This window comes from Caulobacter rhizosphaerae, from assembly GCF_010977555.1.
GTDB classification, from domain to species: domain Bacteria; phylum Pseudomonadota; class Alphaproteobacteria; order Caulobacterales; family Caulobacteraceae; genus Caulobacter; species Caulobacter rhizosphaerae.
Genome location: NZ_CP048815.1, coordinates 508587 through 526595, shown reverse-complemented (window position 1 = coordinate 526595; position 18009 = coordinate 508587). Strand labels below are relative to the sequence as shown.

Sequence of the window (18009 nt, the reverse complement as noted above, 5' to 3'; positions counted from 1 at the left end):
TTTTAACCCGCTCCGATGGAGGCCCCCGACGGGCAGGACGTTGGCTCCGTCCTGGACCGCCCGGGCGATTTCAGCCCGGGCCTGCTGGCCCTATCCGCCTATCCGGGCGCCGGAGTTTCGTCGCGACTGAGGCGAACCTGCTCCGAACCGACCTGGACGCTTCCGAAGAAGCACGGCGAACAAGGCCCTCCCGCTCGTCCACCCCCGAAAGCCGCATCGGTCGCCGTACGTGCGCCCTCCCCATGCTCTCAGGTGAGATCAGGATAAGGGCGGTTTGGAGGGGTGGGGACCAAATCGGGTCGAGAAAGTTTAGGCCCTTGAAATCGCGGGACTTTGCTCCTCGAACGCCGAGCATAAGTCCCTTCCCTCCCCTCGTGGGGAGGGTGGCCCTGGCAGCGCCAGGGTCGGGTGGGGCCTGCTGAGCCAGCGGTCCAGCCCTGTCCAGCACCCTGCACCGATCCCCCACCCGACCCGCTACGCGGGCCACCCTCCCCACAAGGGGGAGGGAAGGATAATTTCGGACAGAGCGTCAGTTCCTTCCTGAATAGCGGCGACGAGAAAGCCGTCTTCCCGTTTCGCGCTTGATCCCCCACAGTCCAGCGCGATGACCGCCGCTCCCCGCCCGCCCCGCAAGCGCCTGTCCCGTCCGGTCCACTGGGCGCTGGACGGGCTGGGCGCGGCGCTGGTGGCGATCGGGGCGGTGGGCATCGTCACGCCGGGGCTGCCGACGACGGTGTTCTGGATCGGGGCGGTGATGTGCTTCCTCAAGACCCGGCCTCACGCGGTGCGGCCGCTGCTGCGCACCCCGATCGTCGGGCCGGCCATCCGCTGGTACCTGCGCTGGCGGCCGTTCGGCGGCGCGCGGCGCCGAAGCCACGGTTCGAAACAGGCTTAAGCCGCCGCTCGCGCCGAGCGTGCGGAGCGCCTATCTGTCCCGCATCATGACCGACCAGATCGACGAGGACGAGACCGGCGCCCCACGACGCGCCCTGAGCAACGCCAAGGTGCTGGGCTTCATCGCGCGCTTCTGGCTGCGCCGGAAGGGCCTGTTCTTCGCCGGCGTCGGCCTGACCCTGGCGGCGATCTGCTTCGACCTGGCCCTGCCCTGGGCCTCGGGCCGGCTGATCGACACGATCACCAAGGGCCCGTCGGCGATCGACGCGGCCTGGGGCGCCTGGGCGGCCTTCGTCGGGGTCTATCTGGGCTTTTCGCTGATCCGCAACCTGGCCATGCGGTTCTGGATCCCCCTGGCCGCCCGCAACATGGAGGAGATGACCAACGAGGGCTACGCCCGCGTCCAGGCCTTCTCGTCCGACTGGCACGCCGACAGCTTCGCCGGCGCCACGGTGCGCAAGCTGACCCGCGCCATGTGGGGCTATGACAGCGTGACCGACGCGGTGACCATCTGGCTGGCCCCCAGCCTGATCGTGCTGGTCGGGCTGTCGGTGATGCTGCTGCTGCGCCAGCCCCTGGCCGGGATCGTCGCCCTGGTCGTGGTCGCCGCCTACATCACCGTCAACCTGGTGGTCACCACCCGCTACGTGCGGCCCGCCAACCTGAAGTCCAACGCCCTGGATTCGAAGATCGGCGGCAGCCTGGCCGACGCGGTGACCTCCAACCCCACCGTCAAGAGCTTCGGGGCCGAGGCCCGCGAGAGCGCCCGCGTGGCGGAGGTCACCGCCGCCTGGCGCGAGGCGGTGATGGTCACCTGGCACAAGTTCACCAATGTCTGGCTCGGCCAGAACCTGCTGCTGGTGCTGCTGCAGGGCGGGCTGACGGCGGCGATGATCCACGCCTGGGCCAGGGGGACCGCGACGCCCGGCGACGTGGCCTTCGCCATCACCGCCTTCATGCTGATGAGCGGCTACCTGCGCAACATGGGCGAGAACATCCGCATGCTGCAGAAGGGCCTGGACGACACCGAGGACCTGGCCGCCTGGGAGGGCCTGGCGCCGCAGATCGCCGACGCGCCCGGCGCCCCGGACTTTGTCAGGGGGCCCGGGGCGATCGCCTTCGAGGACGTCACCTTCCGCTACAAGTCGGCCGGCGCGCCGCTGTACGACCACTTCTCGCTGAAGATCGCGCCCGGCGAGCGGGTGGCGCTGGTGGGGCCGACCGGCTCGGGCAAGTCGACCTTCGTCAAGCTGGTCCAGCGGCTGCACGACCTGCAGGGCGGACGGATCGTCATCGACGGCCAGGACGTCGCCCGGGTGACGCAGGGCAGCCTGCGCCGCGCCATCGCCGTGGTGCCGCAGGACCCGGCCCTGTTCCACCGGACCCTGCGCGAGAACATCGCCTATGGCCGTCCCGACGCCAGCGACGAGGAGATCGTCTCGGCGGCCAGGAAGGCCCGCGCCCACGAGTTCATCCTGCGCCTGCCCCAGGGCTACGACACCCTGGTCGGCGAGCGCGGGATCAAGCTGTCGGGCGGCGAGCGCCAGCGCGTGGCCATCGCCCGCGCCTTCCTGACCGACGCCCCGATCCTGGTGATGGACGAGGCCACCTCCTCGCTCGACGTCGAAACCGAGGGCCAGGTGCAGGAAGCCGCCGAGGCCCTGATGCATGGCCGCACCACGATCGTCATCGCCCACCGCCTGTCGACCGTGCGCGGCGCCGACCGCATCCTGGTGTTCCAGAACGGCCGCGTGGTCGAGGAAGGCCGGCACGGCGAGCTGAAGGCGGCGGGCGGGGTGTATGCGCGGCTGAACGCGGTCTCGGAGGGCGTGGGTTAGGGGTGCATCACGGCTTGGCCGCCGGTGCACACTCCGCGACGAAGCGCAGGGCTCCCTTTGGCGCGGTCAGGTCTTGGACCATCGGCGGAGCCAGGCCCAACGTGCCGTCACGCAGCGCACCGTGAATGTCGACCTCTCCACATTCTGTCCGAAAGCCCCCCAACTTGCGCCAGGCGCCGTCGACGCCCCGACCATAGACCTCGATTTCCCAGCCATTGGACAGCAGCACCTCGGGCCGGGCGTCGCCTGTCACGTCAAGAAGGCGCGCCTCGCACTCGAGATTGCCCAGAAGGCAGTCGTTCGACGTCTCCTGGGCGTACAACGCAAGGAAGCCCGGAGGGGGCTGGATGCCCTTCGGGTAGAAGCTGATGCGGGGATGCGCCACGGTCGGCGACCTGCGACCGTTGCCGGTGCGATACTCCAGCGCGCCCGCGACCTTCGCCCGCTGAGCGACGACCGCATCGGGATTGGCCTTCAGGCGATCCAGGGCCTTGCGGCCAAAGCGGCCAGAGTCGAAGCGCAGGAATTCGTAGTCGAAATCGTCGGCCTTCACCTTGCCCTTCTCCAGCCGAGCCACCTGGTCGTTCACCGACAACCGCCTCGGATCCGCGACCGGCGTGTACAGGGCCAGCAGCACGGCGATGACCACGAAGGCCATGGCGATGTTGGTGGTCTCCAGCGCCTTCATCCAGGCCCCCGGCCGCACGGCGGCGACCGCGTAGCCGACCGCATAACCCGCCGCGACCAGCACGCAGGCGGCGGCGATGATCCGGTCGGGGCTGAGGCCGTACTGGCCGATCCGCAGGCTCAGGCCATAGGCCGCCAGCACGGTGATCGGGACCAGCAGCACGCCCGCCAGCCGCGCGGCCCATTTCAGCACCACGGCGGTCTTCTCGGTCCCGTCCTGGTAGGCGGCGTTGGCCAGCAGGATCAGGAAGGCGTCGGCGGTCAGCAGGATGGCCGTGGCGCTCTTGGTCTTCCACAGCGGCTCCAGCCCCGTGAACGGCAGGGTCAGCAGGAAGGCCGCGGCGATCAGGGCCATCAGCGGCAGCAGCCAGGCCAGCAGGGTCAGGGCCACGGTCCGCACGCCGCGCACCAGGTTGGCGCGCACGTCGGTCAGCTGAACGGCGGCGGCGAACATCACGGTGGTGGCCGGGAAGCTGAACCACTCGTGCTTGATCAGCTTGTCGATGGCGTCGACGCCGATCAGCTTGAACAGGGCCGCGGCCAGGAACAGCAGCAGCCAGAACGCCCCGGTGAAGCCCAGCGACAGCGCGCCCTGCACCCCGTGCTTCCAGGTGACGTCGAAATAGGTCGGGTATCGCGCGATCCGCCGCCGCTCCATGTCGGCCGGCTGGACCAGGTGATGGCCGATGAAAACCAGGGCGGCGACGGCGAAGAAGGTCTGCGGCCCCAGGGCGTCGACACCCCTGGCCGTCGGGTCGCCGCTCCACACGCCATAGGCGCCGAGGCCGGCGGCGACGACGGCCGCCACGCCCTTCCAAGCCGCCAGGGTGCGCCAGCGCAGGGCCGAAACTCCGGCCAGCACCACGAACGGCGTGAACAGGACGACCAGCAGCAAGGCGCCGTAGAGCTCGCGCTGGGTGGCGGGCCAGACCTTGGACTGGTCGGCCTGGTAAAGGCCGTACAGCAGCAGGCCCTGCACCAGGCCGGTCGCCAGGCGGAGGATCGTCGCCCGGCGGACGGCGCGGGAATCGCTGACGTCGAGCGGAGCGCCGAAAGAAGCCTCTGTCATGACCGGTCCCTCACAACCTTGGCGATCCACCGACGACAGGAGCATGTGCGGCGACCGGCGCCTAGGGTCGAGCTTGCGGCGCGGCCGAACCTTGCTCTACGAGAAGGCGACCGCCCAGGAGCCGCAGCTTGTCGACGTCCTCTCTCCCCCGGACCCCACATTATTACGACGTCGACGCCGGGCGGTTTCGTAACGAGATCCTGCCGGCCGGCAAACCCGCCATCCTCAAGGGCCTGGTCGCCGACTGGCCCGCCGTCGTCGCTGGCCGCCGGTCGGACGAGGCGCTGGTCGCCTATCTGGACGCGATGGACAGCGGCGCGCCGGTCAATGTGTTGAGCGCCAGCGCCAACATCGACGGACGGTTCTTTTACAGCCCGGATCTGCGCGGCCTGAACTTTGAACGTGACGACATGCCGTTGGCCCGGGCGTTGGCCGCGCTGCTGGAGCTGAGGCCCGTCGTCCGGCCGCCCGCCATCGCGGTCCAGTCGACGCCGACGCCGGGCCTCCTGCCGGGCTTCGCCGAGGCCAATCGGCTGGCCCTGGTCGGCCCCGAGGTCGCGCCGCGCATCTGGATCGGCAACGCCATCACCACGGCCACCCATTTCGACATGAGCTACAACATCGCCTGCGCCGTGGCCGGCCGGCGACGCTTCACCCTGTTTCCGCCAGACCAGTTGAAGAACCTCTATCTGGGGCCGTTCGACTTCACGCCGGCGGGGCCGCCCGTCAGCCTGGTGGACGTGGCGCGGCCCGACCTGGACCGCTACCCCGCCTATGCGACCGCCCTGGCGGCGGCCGAGGTCGCCGAACTGGAGCCCGGCGACGCGATCTACATTCCCTATTGCTGGTTCCATAATGTCGAGTCCCTCGATCCCTTCACGGTGCTGATCAATTACTGGTGGAGCGAGACACCGGCCCTGCTGGGCCCGCCCTTGACCGCCCTGGTCCACGCCATGGCCAGCGTGCGGGGCCTGCCGCCGGTCGAACGCGAGGTCTGGCGCGAGATGTTCGACCACTTCGTCTTCGAGACGCATGGCGATCCGGCGGCCCATCTTCCACCGGACCGGCGAGGTCCGCTGGGCGAAATGACGCCCCAGCACGTGGCGCGTCTACGCGCCGTCCTGAGCGAGGCGTTCAACTCGCCGTAGCCAGCCCGGTAAAAACGAGTAGGTTCCGCGCCGTCCTGAGCGCGACGGCCGAAAGCGGAATCCGGTTTCGGCGACCGTCGCGCTCCTTTGCAGGGTCGGGGTCCTCCGGACCCCCGGAGCGAACCATGGCCTATCGCAGTTTGCGCGAATTCATCGACGTCCTCGAGGCGAAGGGCGAGCTGGTGCGGGTGACCGAGCCGGTGTCGACCGTGCTGGAGATGACCGAGATCCAGACGCGCCTGCTGGCCACGGGCGGGCCGGCGGTGCTGTTCGAGAACGTGATCCTGCCCGACGGCTCGCGCTCGCCCATGCCGGCCCTGGCCAACCTGTTCGGCACGGTCAAGCGCGTGGCCATGGGCGTCACCCTGGGCGGCGAGCCGCGCACCACGGCCGGCGAGCTGCGCGAGGTCGGCGAGCTGTTGGCCTTCCTGCGCCAGCCCCAGCCGCCCAAGGGCCTGAAAGACGCGCTGGACATGCTGCCCCTGGCCAAGACCGTGATGGCCATGCGGCCGGGCACGGTGAAGAAGGCCCCGGTGCAGGAGGTGGTGCTGACCGGCGACCAGATCGACCTGACCAGGCTGCCGGTTCAGACCTGTTGGCCGGGAGAGCCGGCGCCGCTGATCACCTGGCCGCTGGTGGTCACCAAGGGCCCCGGCAAGGACCGCGAGGACGACTTCAACCTGGGCATCTACCGGATGCAGGTGCTGGGCAAGGACCGCTGCATCATGCGCTGGCTGGCCCACCGCGGCGGGGCCCAGCACTACGCCCGCCACAAGAAGGCGGGCAACCGCGAGCCCCTGCCCGCCTGCGCCGTGCTGGGCGCCGATCCGGGCACCATCCTGGCCGCCGTGACCCCGGTGCCCGACACGCTCTCCGAATACCAGTTCGCCGGCCTGCTGCGCGGCGCCAAGGTCGACCTGGTGCCGGCCAAGACCGTGCCGCTGATGGTGCCGGCCCACGCCGAGATCGTCCTCGAAGGCCACGTCCTGCTCGACGAATATGCCGACGAGGGCCCCTACGGCGACCACACCGGCTACTACAACAGCGTCGAGACGTTCCCGGTCTTCCAGGTGACCGCGATCACCATGAGGAAGAACCCGATCTACCTGACCACCTTCACGGGGCGACCGCCGGACGAACCGTCCGTGCTCGGAGAAGCCTTGAACGAGGTGTTCATCCCGCTGATCCGCCAGCAGTTCCCCGAGATCGTCGACTTCTGGCTGCCGCCCGAGGGCTGCAGCTACCGCATCGCCGTGGTGTCGATGAAGAAGGCCTATCCGGGCCACGCCAAGCGGGTGATGCTGGGCGTCTGGAGCTATCTGCGCCAGTTCATGTACACCAAGTGGGTGATCGTCGTGGACCACGACATCAACGCCCGCGACTGGAAGGACGTGATGTGGGCGATCAGCACCAAGATGGACCCGGCCCGGGACATCACGGTGATCGAGAACACCCCCATCGACTATCTCGACTTCGCCAGCCCCGAGAGCGGCCTGGGCAGCAAGATCGGCCTGGACGCCACCGACAAGCTGCCGCCCGAGACTCATCGCGAATGGGGAAACGAGATCCGCATGGACCAGAGCGTGATCGACGTGGTCAGCGAGAAGTGGGCGCGGCTGGGGTTGCCGGGGGACGGCAAGCCGATCTGGAAGTAGCGGCCAAAGAATGTTATAACTCCGTTCTAACGGAGACGGCCTCATGCGATCCTCGGTGCGCAAGATCGGCAATTCGGCCGGGGTGATCCTGCCCAAGCCCTTCCTCGCCAGTATCGGCGCGGAGGCGGGCGATCCCGTGGACGTGACGATGGAAGACGACCGCATCATCATCGTGGCGGCGCCGAAAAAGCATCCGCGCGACGGCTGGGAAGAAGAAGCCCGCGCGATGGCGGAAGCCGGCGCCGACGGGCTCGTCTGGCCAGAATTCGGCAATGATTTCGACGACGAGGAATGGGACGGCGAATGGTGACCCGGGGAGAGGTCTGGCTCGCCAACTTCGATCCGACCGTCGGCCACGAAATCCAGAAGACCCGACCGTGCGTCGTCATCTCGCCCGACGAACTGAACAAGGTCGTGCGGACGATCCTGGTCGCGCCGATGACCACCGGCGGCTGGGCCACGTCGTTCCGCGTGCCGGTGGTGTTCAACGGCAAGGATGGCCTGATCGTGCCGGATCAGATGCGTTCCATTGATCGCCGCCGCCTGCGCAAGAAGCTGGGCGCGCTGGCCGCCGACGATCTCGAAACCTTGCTCGGTGTCATACGGACGATCTTCGAAACCTGATCGACAGGTCATCACGCCCGCCTCGGCCGATGCACCGCGGTCACCAGGACGTAGCTGAGCAGCATCAGCAGGTACCAGGCGCCCAGCTTGGCGGGCGACACCAGGGTCCAGCCGTGGCGCTGGCTGGGATAGGCCCAGGCGCCGGCCAGCGTGCCCAGGTTCTCCGCGAACCAGATGAACAGGGCGACCAGTCCGAAGCCCAGCAGCAGCGGCATGCGGCGCGGCGTCCGGTCGGGCGTGAACGTCACCCAGGTGCGGCCGAACAGCAGGACGGACGCCGCGAACAGGCCGATCCGGATGTCGGGCCCATAGTGGTGGGTGAAGAAGTTCAGGTAGGCCAGAACCGCCAAGGTCCAGGTCGTCCAGGCGGGCGGGTAACGTACGAAGCGGAAGTCCATCAGCCGCCAGACGCGGGCGATGTAGCTGCCGATGCAGGCGTACATGAAGCCGCTGAACAGCGGCACGCCGGCAATCTTCAGCAGGCCGGGCTCGGGATAGATCCACGAGCCGTGGGCGGTCTTGAACACCTCCATGACCGTACCGACCACATGGAAGACCGCGATCACCGCCGCCTCGTCCCAGCGCTCCAGCCTCAGGGCCAGCAGGGCGACCTGGATGGCCAGCGCGGCGAGGACGAGGAAGTCGTAGCGCGCCAGCGACGCGCCCCCACTTTCAAAGAAGGCGGGCCACCACAGGTGCGTGCCGACGATCATCGCCAGCATCAGCCCGCCGAACAGGCAGGCCCAGGCCTGCTTGAGGCCGAACAGCAGGAACTCGTAGGTCCAGCCCCTGAGGCGCGAGCGCTCGGCCCAGGGCCGCGCGAAGGCGTCCAGCGCCGCGACCCGTTCCTTGATCCAGTCTTTGACCCCCGGCGAGGGGGCGCCATATTTGCGCCCATGACCGCTTCCTCGATCTTCCCGCCCGCCGCCGACAAGACCGCCCTGGAGCGCGGCGCCGCGATCACGCCGCGCTTCGACGCCAGCGGCCTGGTCGCCGCCATCGCCCAACACGCCGACACCGGCGAGATCCTGATGTTCGCCTGGATGAACGACGAGGCCCTGAAGCTGACCCTGGACACCGGGATCGCCCACTATTTCAGCCGCTCGCGTAACAGCCTGTGGAAGAAGGGCGAGACCAGCGGCCAGCTGCAGGTCGTCACCGAGCTGCGGATCGACTGCGACCAGGACGCCGTGCTGATCAAGGTCCGGCCGCAAGGCGACGGCGGCGCCTGCCACGTGGGCTTCCGCTCGTGCTTCTACCGCGTCTGGGAGAACGACGCGCTGGTCGAGCGCGAGGCCTAGGGCTCTTCTCATGCCGTCAGCCTGCCCGGCCCGCATCGAGCCGGCGGCCAGGGAACGTGCAGATCGCGTGAAGACCGGCGGTCGAAGAACGCGGGTACGCTGGCGTTACAGGCGACGGGATCTGTGGCATCGTCGTCCTGGGGACTGACGGGGGCGCGACACATGACCGAAGCGGCTTTGCGAACCGGTGCGAAGGCCAACGCCTCGCACCAATTCTATTTCGCCATGGCGTTGACCTGCCTGGCCATCGCGGTGCTCGGCTTCATGCCGACCTATTTCCTGCCCATGGCCCAGGGCCGGTTCAGGGCCGAGCCCCTGGTTCATATCCACGGCCTGGTGCTGTTCTCGTGGATGGCGCTGTTCTGCACCCAGACCTGGCTGGTGGCCCAGGGCAAGACCGTCGCCCACCGCACCTGGGGCATGCTGGGCGTGGCCATCGCCACCGCCATGGTGTTCGTGGTCACCGCCGTCGTCTCGCTGCGGGTCGCCCAGGCCTCGCTGCCCGGCCAGCCCGAGGGCCTGGCCCATTACGTGCGCGCCTTCGCCTGGGTCAGCATGGGCGGGATCGGCTTCTTCGCCGTGCTTTTCATCCTGGCGATCGTCAACATCAGGCGGCCGGAGACCCACAAGCGCCTGCTGCTGCTGGCCACGATCTCGATGCTGGGCGCGCCGATCGCCCGCTGGTTCCTGACCTTCCTGGCCCCGCACGGCGGGCCGCCGCCAACCCCGCCGCCCGGCCTGCCCCTGGTGGGCGCGCCGCCGGTCTTCGTGGCCGTCCCGCCGGCCCTGCTCGGCGACCTGCTGCTGTTCCTGGCGATGTGGGTCGACTGGCGCACGCGCGGACGTCCTCATCCGGTCTATCTGATCGGCGGAGCGGCCATGCTGGTGCTGCACTTGACCCAGGTCCCCGTCGCCGAATCGCCGGCCTGGCAGGCGATCGCCGCCGCCATCGGCCGCATCGCGGGCTGAGCGCTTGCGTCGAGCCGGGGCGCGGCGGACAAGGTCGGCATGACCACCGCCCAGTCCCTGATCGCCTTCGCCGTGGCCGCCGGCCTGCTGACCATCACGCCGGGCCTGGACACCGCCCTGGTGCTGCGCACGGCCGCCGCCGAGGGCTGGCGGCGCGCGAGCGCCGTGGCCGTCGGGATCGGCCTGGGCTGCCTGGCCTGGGGCGCGGCGGCGGCGTTCGGGGCCGGCGCCCTGCTGGTGGCGTCGCACGCCGCCTACACGATCCTGAAGTGGGCGGGCGCGGCCTATCTGGTCTGGCTGGGCATTGGCCTGCTGCGCAAGCCGCGCGCCGCCTTCGACACCGGCGCGGGCGATGCTCCGCCGGCCGGCGGCCTGGCCGCGGCGCTGGCCAAGGGCTTCTGGAACAACCTGCTGAATCCCAAGGTCGGGGTGTTCTACGTGTCGTTCCTGCCGCAGTTCATCCCCGCCGACGCCAGCCCCGCCGCCTTCGGCCTGCTGCTGGCGTCGATGCACGTGGTCATGGGCCTGGCCTGGGCCGGCGGCCTGATCCTGGCCACCGCGCCGATCGCCAAGGCCCTGCGCAGGCCCGGCGTGGTCAAGTGGCTGGACCGGGTGACCGGCGGCGTGTTCGTGGCGTTCGGCGTACGGATCGCGCTGGAGCGGCGGTAGGGTGCGCGGGGCGAAAACCTCGTCCTTCGACAAGCTCAGGATGAGGATTTCTACTGAATCGCCTCACCACTAGCCCTCATCCTGAGCCTGTCGAAGGACGAGGGCGGCCCCTCGGCGTCTACGCCGCGCCAGCCTCCAGCGCCCGCAGATAGGCCTGGAACATGTCGGCCATGGCGTCGCTGTAGGCCGCGATCTCGGCCTCCGTTCGCGGCGTTTCCGAGAAGTCCTTGCCCACCTGGCTGAGCGTGGCCTTGATCAGGTCGCCGGCCAGGACCCGCCGGGTCTCCGAGACTCTAGGCAGCGCCTCGCGCAGGAAGCCCTGGACGATGTCGGCGCCCGCCGCCTTGGCGTCCTGGGCCTCGGGCGCGTCGCGATAGAGCGGAGCGGCGTCGTTGAGCGCCACCCGCATTTCGGCTTCCTCGCATTCGGAGCGGATGAAGGCGTGGACCAGGGTGCGCAGCCGCTCGAACGGCGGGCGGTCGACGTCCTCGAGGATGGCGCGCAGCAGGCCGGTGGTCTGGCGCCATTCGTCGCTCTGCAGCCGGAAAAGGATCGCGGCCTTGTTGGGGAAGTACTGATAGACCGAGCCGACGCTGACCCCGGCCTTTTCGGCGACCCGCGCGGTGGTGAAGCGCCCCGCGCCCTCCTTGGCCAAAACCTGAACAGCGGCCTCCAGAATGGCGGAAACGAGTTCGGTCGAGCGGGCCTGGCGAGGCTGCTTTCGTGAGGAAATCCGGGGGCTTCGGCGATCGGTCATCGGGGCCTGGGGCGATGCGAATAGTCAATCTGACGAATTAGTCGCATTTCTTGAGGCGGCGCAAGGACGCGCCTTTCAGATCGGAATTTCCCATGAACACCCTGACCACCGCCCCGGTGGCGCCCCTGCTGGATCGTCTGTTCGAGGAAGCCGACGCCGCCTCGCCGATGAGCAGTCCCCTGGCGGCGGCCCTGTCGGTCGAACAGCATCGGCGTCTGATGCAGAGCAAGACCGACTATCTCGACTTCTACAGCCAGATGAAAGACTTCCCCCTGGCCGTCTCGCGCGAGACCGGCCTGCTGCTCTACATGCTGGCCCGCAGCGGCGGCGCCCGCACGATCGTCGAGTTCGGGACCTCGTTCGGAATCTCGACCCTCTACCTGGCCGCGGCCCTGCGCGACAACGGCGGCGGCGTGCTGATCACCAGCGAGTTCGAGCCGTCCAAGATCGAGCGGGCCCGGGGCAACCTGATGGCCGGCGGCCTGATCGACCTGGTCGAGATCCGCCAGGGCGACGCCTTGCAGACGCTGAGCGTCGACCTGCCCGAGACCATCGACCTGCTGCTGCTGGACGGCGCTAAGGCGCTGTATCCCGACATCCTCGGCCTGGTGGAAAGCCGCCTGCGGCCGGGCGCCCTGATCGTCGCCGACAACGCCGACTACAGTCCCGACTACCTGGCGCGCGTGCGCTCTCCGGCGTCGGGCTACCTGTCCACGCCGTTCGCCGAGGACGTCGAGCTGTCCATGCGGATCGGCTGAGGGCGAGACCGGAGATATCAAATAGATCCGCTCATCCCGGCGAATGCCAGGATGAGCGGACTGAAAATCACCCCGCCGCCAGCGCCTTGACCCCGCCGCCGTCGCCTGGCGTCACGACGAACCGCTTCAGCACCCGCGTCTGGTACTGGGGATCGAGGATCGTCGACACCGCGACCAGCTCGCCCGTCGCCTTGCCGTGCTCGAGGGTCAGCAGCAGGAAGCCCTTGGCGGCCTGGTCGGTGAACTTCACCTCCTTGTTGCGGGCTGCATAGGCCGTGTCGAGCGGAACGCCGGGCAGGTAGTCGCCATAGCCGGGCGAGGTCACCGAGGTGACCCCGAACTCGGCCGCCACCCGCGCGGCGCCGGCGTCGTCCCACAGTTCGTTGACCCAGAAGGCGTGGCTGTCGCCCGACAGCACGATGGGCCGGGCCTTGTAGGCCTTGAAGATGTCGTGGACCCGGGCCCGGTCGGCCGGATAGCCGTCCCAGGCGTCCAGATTGCCGGGCAGGCCGGCCTGGGACAGGCCCCGGCTCTCCTCCACCGGCTTGGCGACGTAGTCGGGCAGCTTGGACAGCAGGGCGGCGTAGGCCGCTTCGCCCATGGTCGCCTTCAGGTCGGGCGGGACCACCCGGGCCATCACCACCTGGTTGCCCAGCACCTGCCAGGCCGTGCCGGCCTTCATCGAGGCGTCGATCTCGCGGGCCAGCCATTGCTCCTGGCCCTGGCCAATCATCCGCCGGTCGGGGTCGTTGAGCTTGGCGGCGAAGGCGGCCATGTCGGGCTTGCCGTCCGCCCCGGCCAGGTCGCGACCATAGTCCAGCTGGTGGGTGCGGGCCGTCAGCCGGGTCTCGGTCATCAGCAGGGTGGCGACGTCGCCGAACTGGAAGCGCCGCCAGCACGCCTCTGGCAGGGTCCCGGCCGCCGGCTCGCGGATCGGCATCCACTCGTAATAGGCCTTGATCCCGGCCGCCTTGCGCTTGGCCCAGTCGCCCTCGGTGGCGGGCTGGTGGTTCTCGGCCCCGCCGATCCAGCTGTTGTCGGCGGTCTCGTGGTCGTCCCAGACCACGATCCAGGGCGCGCGGGCGTGGGCGGCCTGCTGGGCGGGGTCGGTCTTGTAGAGGGCGTGGCGGCGGCGGTAGTCGGCCAGGCTGAGCAGTTCGCGCGGCGGATCGGGCGCGCGGGTCTTGGCGGTCGGCGAGTCCATGCCGTAGTCGCCGGGCGCGGCGCCGTACTCGTAGATGTAGTCCCCCAGGTGCAACACGGCGTCGACGCGCGGCAGCTTGGCGATGGCGTCATAGGCGTTGAAATAGCCGTTGGGGTAGAGGGCGCACGAGACCACGGCCAGGACGACGTCCCGGACCTGGCCCTTGGGCAGGGTGCGCGTGCGGCCGCCCACGGCCTTGCCGAACGGCTTGCCCTTCCGGACATATCGGAAGCGGTAGAAGTAGTCGGTCGCCGGCTTCAGGCCCGTGACGTCGACCTTGACCGTATAGTCCCGGGCCGCGACGGCGGTGGCCTGGCCCTGGCGGACGATGGCCTTGAAGCCGGGATCGGTCGCCACGTCCCAGCGCACGGCGATCGGCGCGGTCGTGGCCTCGGCCGTGATCCGAGTCCACAGCACCACCCGGTCCTCCAGCGGATCGCCCGAGGCCACGCCGTGCAGGAAGGCGGCCCGGCCGGCGAACAGGCCCCGCGGGGCCGCCGCCATCGCCTCGCCGGCCGCGCTCGCGCCGCCCAGGCCGAAAAGGGCCAGGGCCCTGCGTCTGTCGATGGTCATGCTCAACTCCCCGAGGGCGCCGCTTGGTCGTCTCGCGCGTCGCCGCAGAGACAACAGCGGAATGATGATGTCTGTCCAGCCGGGCCGTCGAGGACAGGCGCCGCGCCTGTCCCCGACGGCGAGCGGCCGCCTATCGCCGGAGCGAGAACGTCACGCCGTAATAGCGCGGATTGCCGGCGATGAAGGTCGGGATGCCGAAGCTGTCGCCCGTATTGCCGGCGTCCTTGATGTACTTCTCGTCGGTGGCGTTGGTGACGAAGGCCCCGACCTTCCAGCGGGCGAACGACGGCTGGTATTCCAGGCGCAGGTCCAGCAGGCCGTAGCTGTTCTGGAACTCATCCTGCACCAGGTCGGGGAGCAGGTTGTGCTGCTGCAGGGCCGGGATGTCGTTGTCGTCGTCGAAGAAGGTCTTGGACTGCCAGGCGTAGATCGGCGTGAAGGTGAAGCGGCCGTTCAGCAGGTCCGCATGCAGGCTGGCGCCCAGCGAGACCTTGTGGTCCGGCGACAGGCGGAAGCGGTTGCCGTCGCGGATGCCGGCCTTGAAGCGTCCGTGGTTGTAGCCGTAGGTCGCGAACACCTCGGCGAAGCTGGCGGCCTGCCAGGTGGCCTGGCCCTCGAAGCCGTAGCTCTCGGCCTTGCCGGCGTTGGTGGTGATGATCTGGGCGCCTTCGCGCACATTGGTCTGGAAGTTGTCGTAGCTGTAGAAGTAGACGGCGCCCTCCACATTGAGCCGTCCGTCCAGCAGGCGGCTCTTGGCGCCGGCCTCGTAGCTGTCGACGGTCTCGGCCGCCACCGGCGTGAACTTGCCCGGCGACATCGGCGCGCTGGGCGCGGCCGAGGACAGCACCTTGGGTCGGCGGCCGCGGGCGTACGACGCGTAGAGGCTGGCGTCGGGCGTCACCTCGTAGCGGCCGACCAGGCGCCAGGTCAGGCCGTCGTCGGTGAAGTCCTGGGTCGAGACCTGGCCGTTGCCGGTGGTCGGCTGGGCGAACAGGCCGAACATCGGGACCGGATAGGCCGCCGAGGTCGGGATGTTGGCCGCGCCCGGAACCGCCAGGGCCCCGAGGATCGCCTGGCGCGTCGCCGGCGCCTGGCTCAGCGCGCCGATCGTCCCGCCCAGGATCGAGCGCTGGCTGACCTGCGAGGCGACGCCGCTGGACTTGTCGTCATTGGTGTAGCGCAGGCCGGCCGACAGCTCGAAGCGGTCGGTCACATGCCAGGTGGCGTCGCCATAGACGTCCCACGACTTGGTCGCGCCATAGTTGGTGAACTGCTCGGTGTGGACGCCCAGATTGCTGGCGATGCCCTGGGCGACCGCGCCGGTCGCCGCGCCGCCGGTCAGGCCGGTGACCAGGGCCGACAGGAAGGCGGTGTTGGTCAGCACCGCCGTCGGCTGCGGATTGGGCTTGTTCAGCTGGCCGGTCAGCAGGGCCAGGGCGTAGCGCTCGTCGAACTGCAGCGGCACGCGGGTCCGGGCCTGCTCGTCGAAATAGCTGACGCCGCCGAACCAGCTGACCTTGCCGCCGTCGTCGTAGTTCAGGCGCAGTTCCTGGCTGTACTGCCGGCCGCGCGCGTCCTCGGCGAACACGAACATCGGCAGCGAGAAGCCGTCCGGGTCGAACACCTCGTCGCTGGCGAAGTGGCGGGCGGCGGTGATCGACGACAGGGTCCAGGCGTCGTTGAAGCGGTAGTCGACCAGGGCCGTCGCGCCCTGCACGAAGCGCTTGAGGCCCAGGGGCGCGCCGCCCTCGAAGCCGTAGCCGCTGGACAGGCCGGCCGGGCTGTTGGGGTCGCGATCGCCCAGGGCCTGGCCGGTGGCGATGTTGGTCGGGTTGTAGCTGTTGGACTTGAACGCCGTGCCGGTCGGATGGTCGGCCTCGTAGTTGAGGATCAGGTCGGCGTCGAGCCTGGCGGTCGGCGACCAGTGGGCCGACAGGCGCAGGGCGCCGGTGTCGGTCGAGCCGAGGTTGCGGCCGCCCAGCACGTTCTCGATGGCGCCGTCGCGCTCCTTGTAGCGGCCGGCCAGGCGGAGGGCGAAGGTGTCGCTCAGCGGCACGTTGGCCATGCCCTCGAACAGGCCGTAGCCGTGATCGCCCAGCTCGGCGCCGGCCCGCCAGTCCAGGGCCTTGGGATCGGCCTTGTTCTGGATGATGTTGACCGCCCCGATCATCGCGCCTCGCCCGAACAGGGTCGATTGCGGGCCCTTGGCCACCTCAATGCGCCGAACGTCGAACAGCTCGACATATGAACCGCGCGACTTGGAGATCGACACGCCGTCCTGGAACACCGAGACCCGCGGCTCGACCGTGGCCTCGCCGCTGTCGGAGGTGATGCCGCGCATCACGAAGCCGGGGTTGTTGGGCGACTGGTTCTGGACCTGGAAGCCGGGGACAAAGGCCGACAGCTTGTCGAACTCCTGCACGCCCAGCCGCTCAAGCATGGCGCCCGAATAGGCCGTCAGGGCGATCGGCACGTCCAGCGCCTTCTGCTCGCGCTTCTGGGCGGTGACGATCAGTTCCTCGACCTGTCCGTCGACCGGCTCCGCGGCCGGAGCGCCGGGCTCGGCGGCATGGGCCGCGCCGGCGCAGAGCGCTAGGCCGCTGACGGCGGTCATGAGCAAGGTGGTGCGGAACACGCGCATCGACTATCCCCTTCGGACGCAAGACAAGAACCGGAGCCGTTAGGCGCAGGCGGTGTCCGCGATACGACAGACCCATGACGGAGCCATGAACACGCCTTGATCCCGCCGCCCGACCCGATACCGCCGCTCGTCGACGACGAGGCCGACGACCTGGACGTCTCCGAGGCGGGCGCCGGCGGCGGCGAGGTGGTGCGGATCGCGCTGGGTCCGGACCTGGCCGGCCAGCGGCTGGACAAGGCCTTGGCGACCGCCGCCCCGGACCTGTCGCGCGCCCGGCTGCAGGCCCTGATCGCGGCCGGCCAGGTGTCGCTGGTCGTCGAGGGGGCCGCGCCGCGCCCGATGGCCGACGGCAAGGCCAAGGCGCCGGCCGGGGTCTACACGGTGCTGGTCCCGCCGCCGATCGCGGCGGAGCCCGAGCCCGAGGCCATCCCCCTGGCCGTGCTCTACGAAGACGCCCACCTGATCGTCATCGACAAGCCGCCCGGCATGGCCGCCCATCCGGCCCCCGGCTGCGAGACCGGCACCCTGGTCAACGCCCTGCTGTTCCACTGCGGGGCCAGCCTGTCGGGGATCGGCGGGGTGGCGCGGCCCGGCATCGTCCACCGGCTGGACAAGGAGACCTCGGGGGTGATGGTGGCGGCCAAGACCGACGCCGCCCACCAGGGGCTGTCGGCCCTGTTCGCCCGGCACGACATCGACCGCATGTACCTGGCCCTGGTCCGCGGCGCGCCGCAGCCGCCCGCCGCCACGATCACCACCCAGCTGGGCCGCTCGCCCGGCGACCGCAAGAAGATGGCGGTGCTGAAGTCCGGCGGCCGCGAGGCGATCACCCACTATCGGGTGGAGAAGACGTTCGGCGGCGCCAGGCCCCTGGCCGCTCGCGTCGCCTGCCGGCTGGAGACCGGCCGCACCCACCAGATCCGCGTGCACCTGGCCAGCAAGGGCAACCCCTGCCTGGGCGACCCGGTCTATGGCGCCGGCGCCCCGGCCGCGCCGGTCAAGGCGGCGCTCAGCGAGATCGGCTTCTCCCGCCAGGCCCTGCACGCCGCCGTGCTGGGCTTCGTCCACCCGATCACCGGCGAAACCCTGCGGTTCGAGACCCCCCTGCCGCCGGACATGGCCGCGCTGGAAGTTGCCCTTGAGGCTTTGTAATTCCGAGGCTGCTTTCGACCCATCTGAGACGTTGGACAAGGCGAAGATCAATGGCCGGAGTAGGCCGGTA

Annotated in this window: 16 protein-coding genes; 11 read left to right on the top strand and 5 right to left on the bottom strand. The window is 69.6% G+C overall.

The features are described 5' to 3' along the window. Positions 1-604: 604 nt before the first annotated feature. Both G3M57_RS02350 and G3M57_RS02345 read left to right on the top strand, forming a co-directional pair. Positions 605-895 (top strand): DUF454 family protein, encoded by a 291-nt coding sequence (locus G3M57_RS02350; protein WP_163228560.1) that lies wholly within the window; start codon positions 605-607, stop codon positions 893-895. A gap of 46 nt (positions 896-941) precedes the next feature. Further along, positions 942-2732: an ABC transporter ATP-binding protein gene (locus tag G3M57_RS02345; protein WP_163228559.1), complete on the top strand. Its 1791-nt coding sequence runs from the start codon at positions 942-944 to the stop codon at positions 2730-2732. Between the two features lie 7 nt (positions 2733-2739). Here the strand turns inward: G3M57_RS02345 and G3M57_RS02340 are convergent, their stop codons facing one another. Further along, on the bottom strand, positions 2740-4488 hold the full coding sequence (locus G3M57_RS02340) for a DUF4153 domain-containing protein (protein WP_163228558.1): 1749 nt from the start codon (positions 4486-4488) through the stop codon (positions 2740-2742). Positions 4489-4616: 128 nt separating this feature from the next. Here G3M57_RS02340 and G3M57_RS02335 point away from each other — a divergent pair, with 128 nt between their 5' ends. The 4 genes from G3M57_RS02335 to G3M57_RS02320 all read left to right on the top strand — a co-directional run bounded on the left by G3M57_RS02335 (position 4617) and on the right by G3M57_RS02320 (position 7915). After that, complete coding sequence (locus G3M57_RS02335; RefSeq protein ID WP_163228557.1) at positions 4617-5636, top strand: cupin-like domain-containing protein; 1020 nt, start codon at positions 4617-4619, stop codon at positions 5634-5636. A gap of 125 nt (positions 5637-5761) precedes the next feature. After that, entirely contained in the window at positions 5762-7291 is a 1530-nt protein-coding gene (locus tag G3M57_RS02330) for a UbiD family decarboxylase (RefSeq protein WP_163228556.1), read from the top strand. Between the two features lie 43 nt (positions 7292-7334). Next, positions 7335-7601 (top strand): AbrB/MazE/SpoVT family DNA-binding domain-containing protein, encoded by a 267-nt coding sequence (locus G3M57_RS02325; protein ID WP_056758129.1) that lies wholly within the window; start codon positions 7335-7337, stop codon positions 7599-7601. After that, positions 7595-7915, top strand: coding sequence for a type II toxin-antitoxin system PemK/MazF family toxin (locus G3M57_RS02320; protein ID WP_056758127.1), 321 nt, complete (start codon positions 7595-7597; stop codon positions 7913-7915). Before G3M57_RS02325 ends, G3M57_RS02320 begins: the two co-directional genes overlap by 7 nt. Positions 7916-7926: 11 nt before the next feature. Here G3M57_RS02320 and G3M57_RS02315 read toward each other — a convergent pair whose 3' ends face one another. Further along, entirely contained in the window at positions 7927-8748 is an 822-nt protein-coding gene (locus tag G3M57_RS02315; protein ID WP_373287717.1) for a DUF817 domain-containing protein, read from the bottom strand. 63 nt (positions 8749-8811) lie between these two features. Here G3M57_RS02315 and hisI point away from each other — a divergent pair, with 63 nt between their 5' ends. From hisI to G3M57_RS02300, 3 genes are all read left to right on the top strand, one after another. Next, on the top strand, positions 8812-9216 hold the full coding sequence (gene hisI / locus G3M57_RS02310; RefSeq protein ID WP_163228555.1) for a phosphoribosyl-AMP cyclohydrolase: 405 nt from the start codon (positions 8812-8814) through the stop codon (positions 9214-9216). A gap of 162 nt (positions 9217-9378) precedes the next feature. After that, the gene (locus tag G3M57_RS02305) at positions 9379-10185 is read left to right on the top strand and encodes a hypothetical protein (RefSeq protein WP_188916216.1); all 807 of its coding nucleotides are present in this window, start codon (positions 9379-9381) and stop codon (positions 10183-10185) included. 39 nt (positions 10186-10224) lie between these two features. Then, entirely contained in the window at positions 10225-10854 is a 630-nt protein-coding gene (locus G3M57_RS02300; RefSeq protein WP_163228554.1) for a LysE family translocator, read from the top strand. A 118-nt stretch (positions 10855-10972) separates the two neighbouring features. Here G3M57_RS02300 and G3M57_RS02295 read toward each other — a convergent pair whose 3' ends face one another. After that, a complete protein-coding gene (locus tag G3M57_RS02295) occupies positions 10973-11611 on the bottom strand; it encodes a TetR/AcrR family transcriptional regulator (RefSeq protein WP_163228553.1) in 639 nt (212 codons plus the stop codon). Positions 11612-11703: 92 nt separating this feature from the next. On the opposite strand from G3M57_RS02295, the gene G3M57_RS02290 reads away from it, so the two are divergent. After that, positions 11704-12369: an O-methyltransferase gene (locus tag G3M57_RS02290; protein ID WP_163228552.1), complete on the top strand. Its 666-nt coding sequence runs from the start codon at positions 11704-11706 to the stop codon at positions 12367-12369. Between the two features lie 67 nt (positions 12370-12436). Here the strand turns inward: G3M57_RS02290 and G3M57_RS02285 are convergent, their stop codons facing one another. Both G3M57_RS02285 and G3M57_RS02280 read right to left on the bottom strand, forming a co-directional pair. Beyond that, on the bottom strand, positions 12437-14146 hold the full coding sequence (locus tag G3M57_RS02285; RefSeq protein ID WP_163228551.1) for an alkaline phosphatase D family protein: 1710 nt from the start codon (positions 14144-14146) through the stop codon (positions 12437-12439). 130 nt (positions 14147-14276) lie between these two features. Next, complete coding sequence (locus tag G3M57_RS02280; RefSeq protein ID WP_163228550.1) at positions 14277-16787, bottom strand: TonB-dependent receptor; 2511 nt, start codon at positions 16785-16787, stop codon at positions 14277-14279. Positions 16788-16883: 96 nt separating this feature from the next. Here G3M57_RS02280 and G3M57_RS02275 point away from each other — a divergent pair, with 96 nt between their 5' ends. Next, the gene (locus G3M57_RS02275) at positions 16884-17939 is read left to right on the top strand and encodes an RluA family pseudouridine synthase (RefSeq protein WP_373287716.1); all 1056 of its coding nucleotides are present in this window, start codon (positions 16884-16886) and stop codon (positions 17937-17939) included. The last annotated feature ends 70 nt before the right edge of the window (positions 17940-18009 follow it).

Bases quoted from the DNA above. Each gene is read 5' to 3' on its own strand.
- G3M57_RS02350 (WP_163228560.1), top strand. From the start codon at position 605: ATGACCGCCGCTCCCCGCCCGCCCCGCAAGCGCCTGTCCCGTCCGGTC.
- G3M57_RS02345 (WP_163228559.1), top strand. From the start codon at position 942: ATGACCGACCAGATCGACGAGGACGAGACCGGCGCCCCACGACGCGCC.
- G3M57_RS02340 (WP_163228558.1), bottom strand. From the start codon at position 4,488: ATGACAGAGGCTTCTTTCGGCGCTCCGCTCGACGTCAGCGATTCCCGC.
- G3M57_RS02330 (WP_163228556.1), top strand. From the start codon at position 5,762: ATGGCCTATCGCAGTTTGCGCGAATTCATCGACGTCCTCGAGGCGAAG.
- G3M57_RS02325 (WP_056758129.1), top strand. From the start codon at position 7,335: ATGCGATCCTCGGTGCGCAAGATCGGCAATTCGGCCGGGGTGATCCTG.
- G3M57_RS02320 (WP_056758127.1), top strand. From the start codon at position 7,595: ATGGTGACCCGGGGAGAGGTCTGGCTCGCCAACTTCGATCCGACCGTC.
- hisI (WP_163228555.1), top strand. From the start codon at position 8,812: ATGACCGCTTCCTCGATCTTCCCGCCCGCCGCCGACAAGACCGCCCTG.
- G3M57_RS02305 (WP_188916216.1), top strand. From the start codon at position 9,379: ATGACCGAAGCGGCTTTGCGAACCGGTGCGAAGGCCAACGCCTCGCAC.
- G3M57_RS02300 (WP_163228554.1), top strand. From the start codon at position 10,225: ATGACCACCGCCCAGTCCCTGATCGCCTTCGCCGTGGCCGCCGGCCTG.
- G3M57_RS02295 (WP_163228553.1), bottom strand. From the start codon at position 11,611: ATGACCGATCGCCGAAGCCCCCGGATTTCCTCACGAAAGCAGCCTCGC.
- G3M57_RS02290 (WP_163228552.1), top strand. From the start codon at position 11,704: ATGAACACCCTGACCACCGCCCCGGTGGCGCCCCTGCTGGATCGTCTG.
- G3M57_RS02285 (WP_163228551.1), bottom strand. From the start codon at position 14,146: ATGACCATCGACAGACGCAGGGCCCTGGCCCTTTTCGGCCTGGGCGGC.
- G3M57_RS02280 (WP_163228550.1), bottom strand. From the start codon at position 16,787: ATGCGCGTGTTCCGCACCACCTTGCTCATGACCGCCGTCAGCGGCCTA.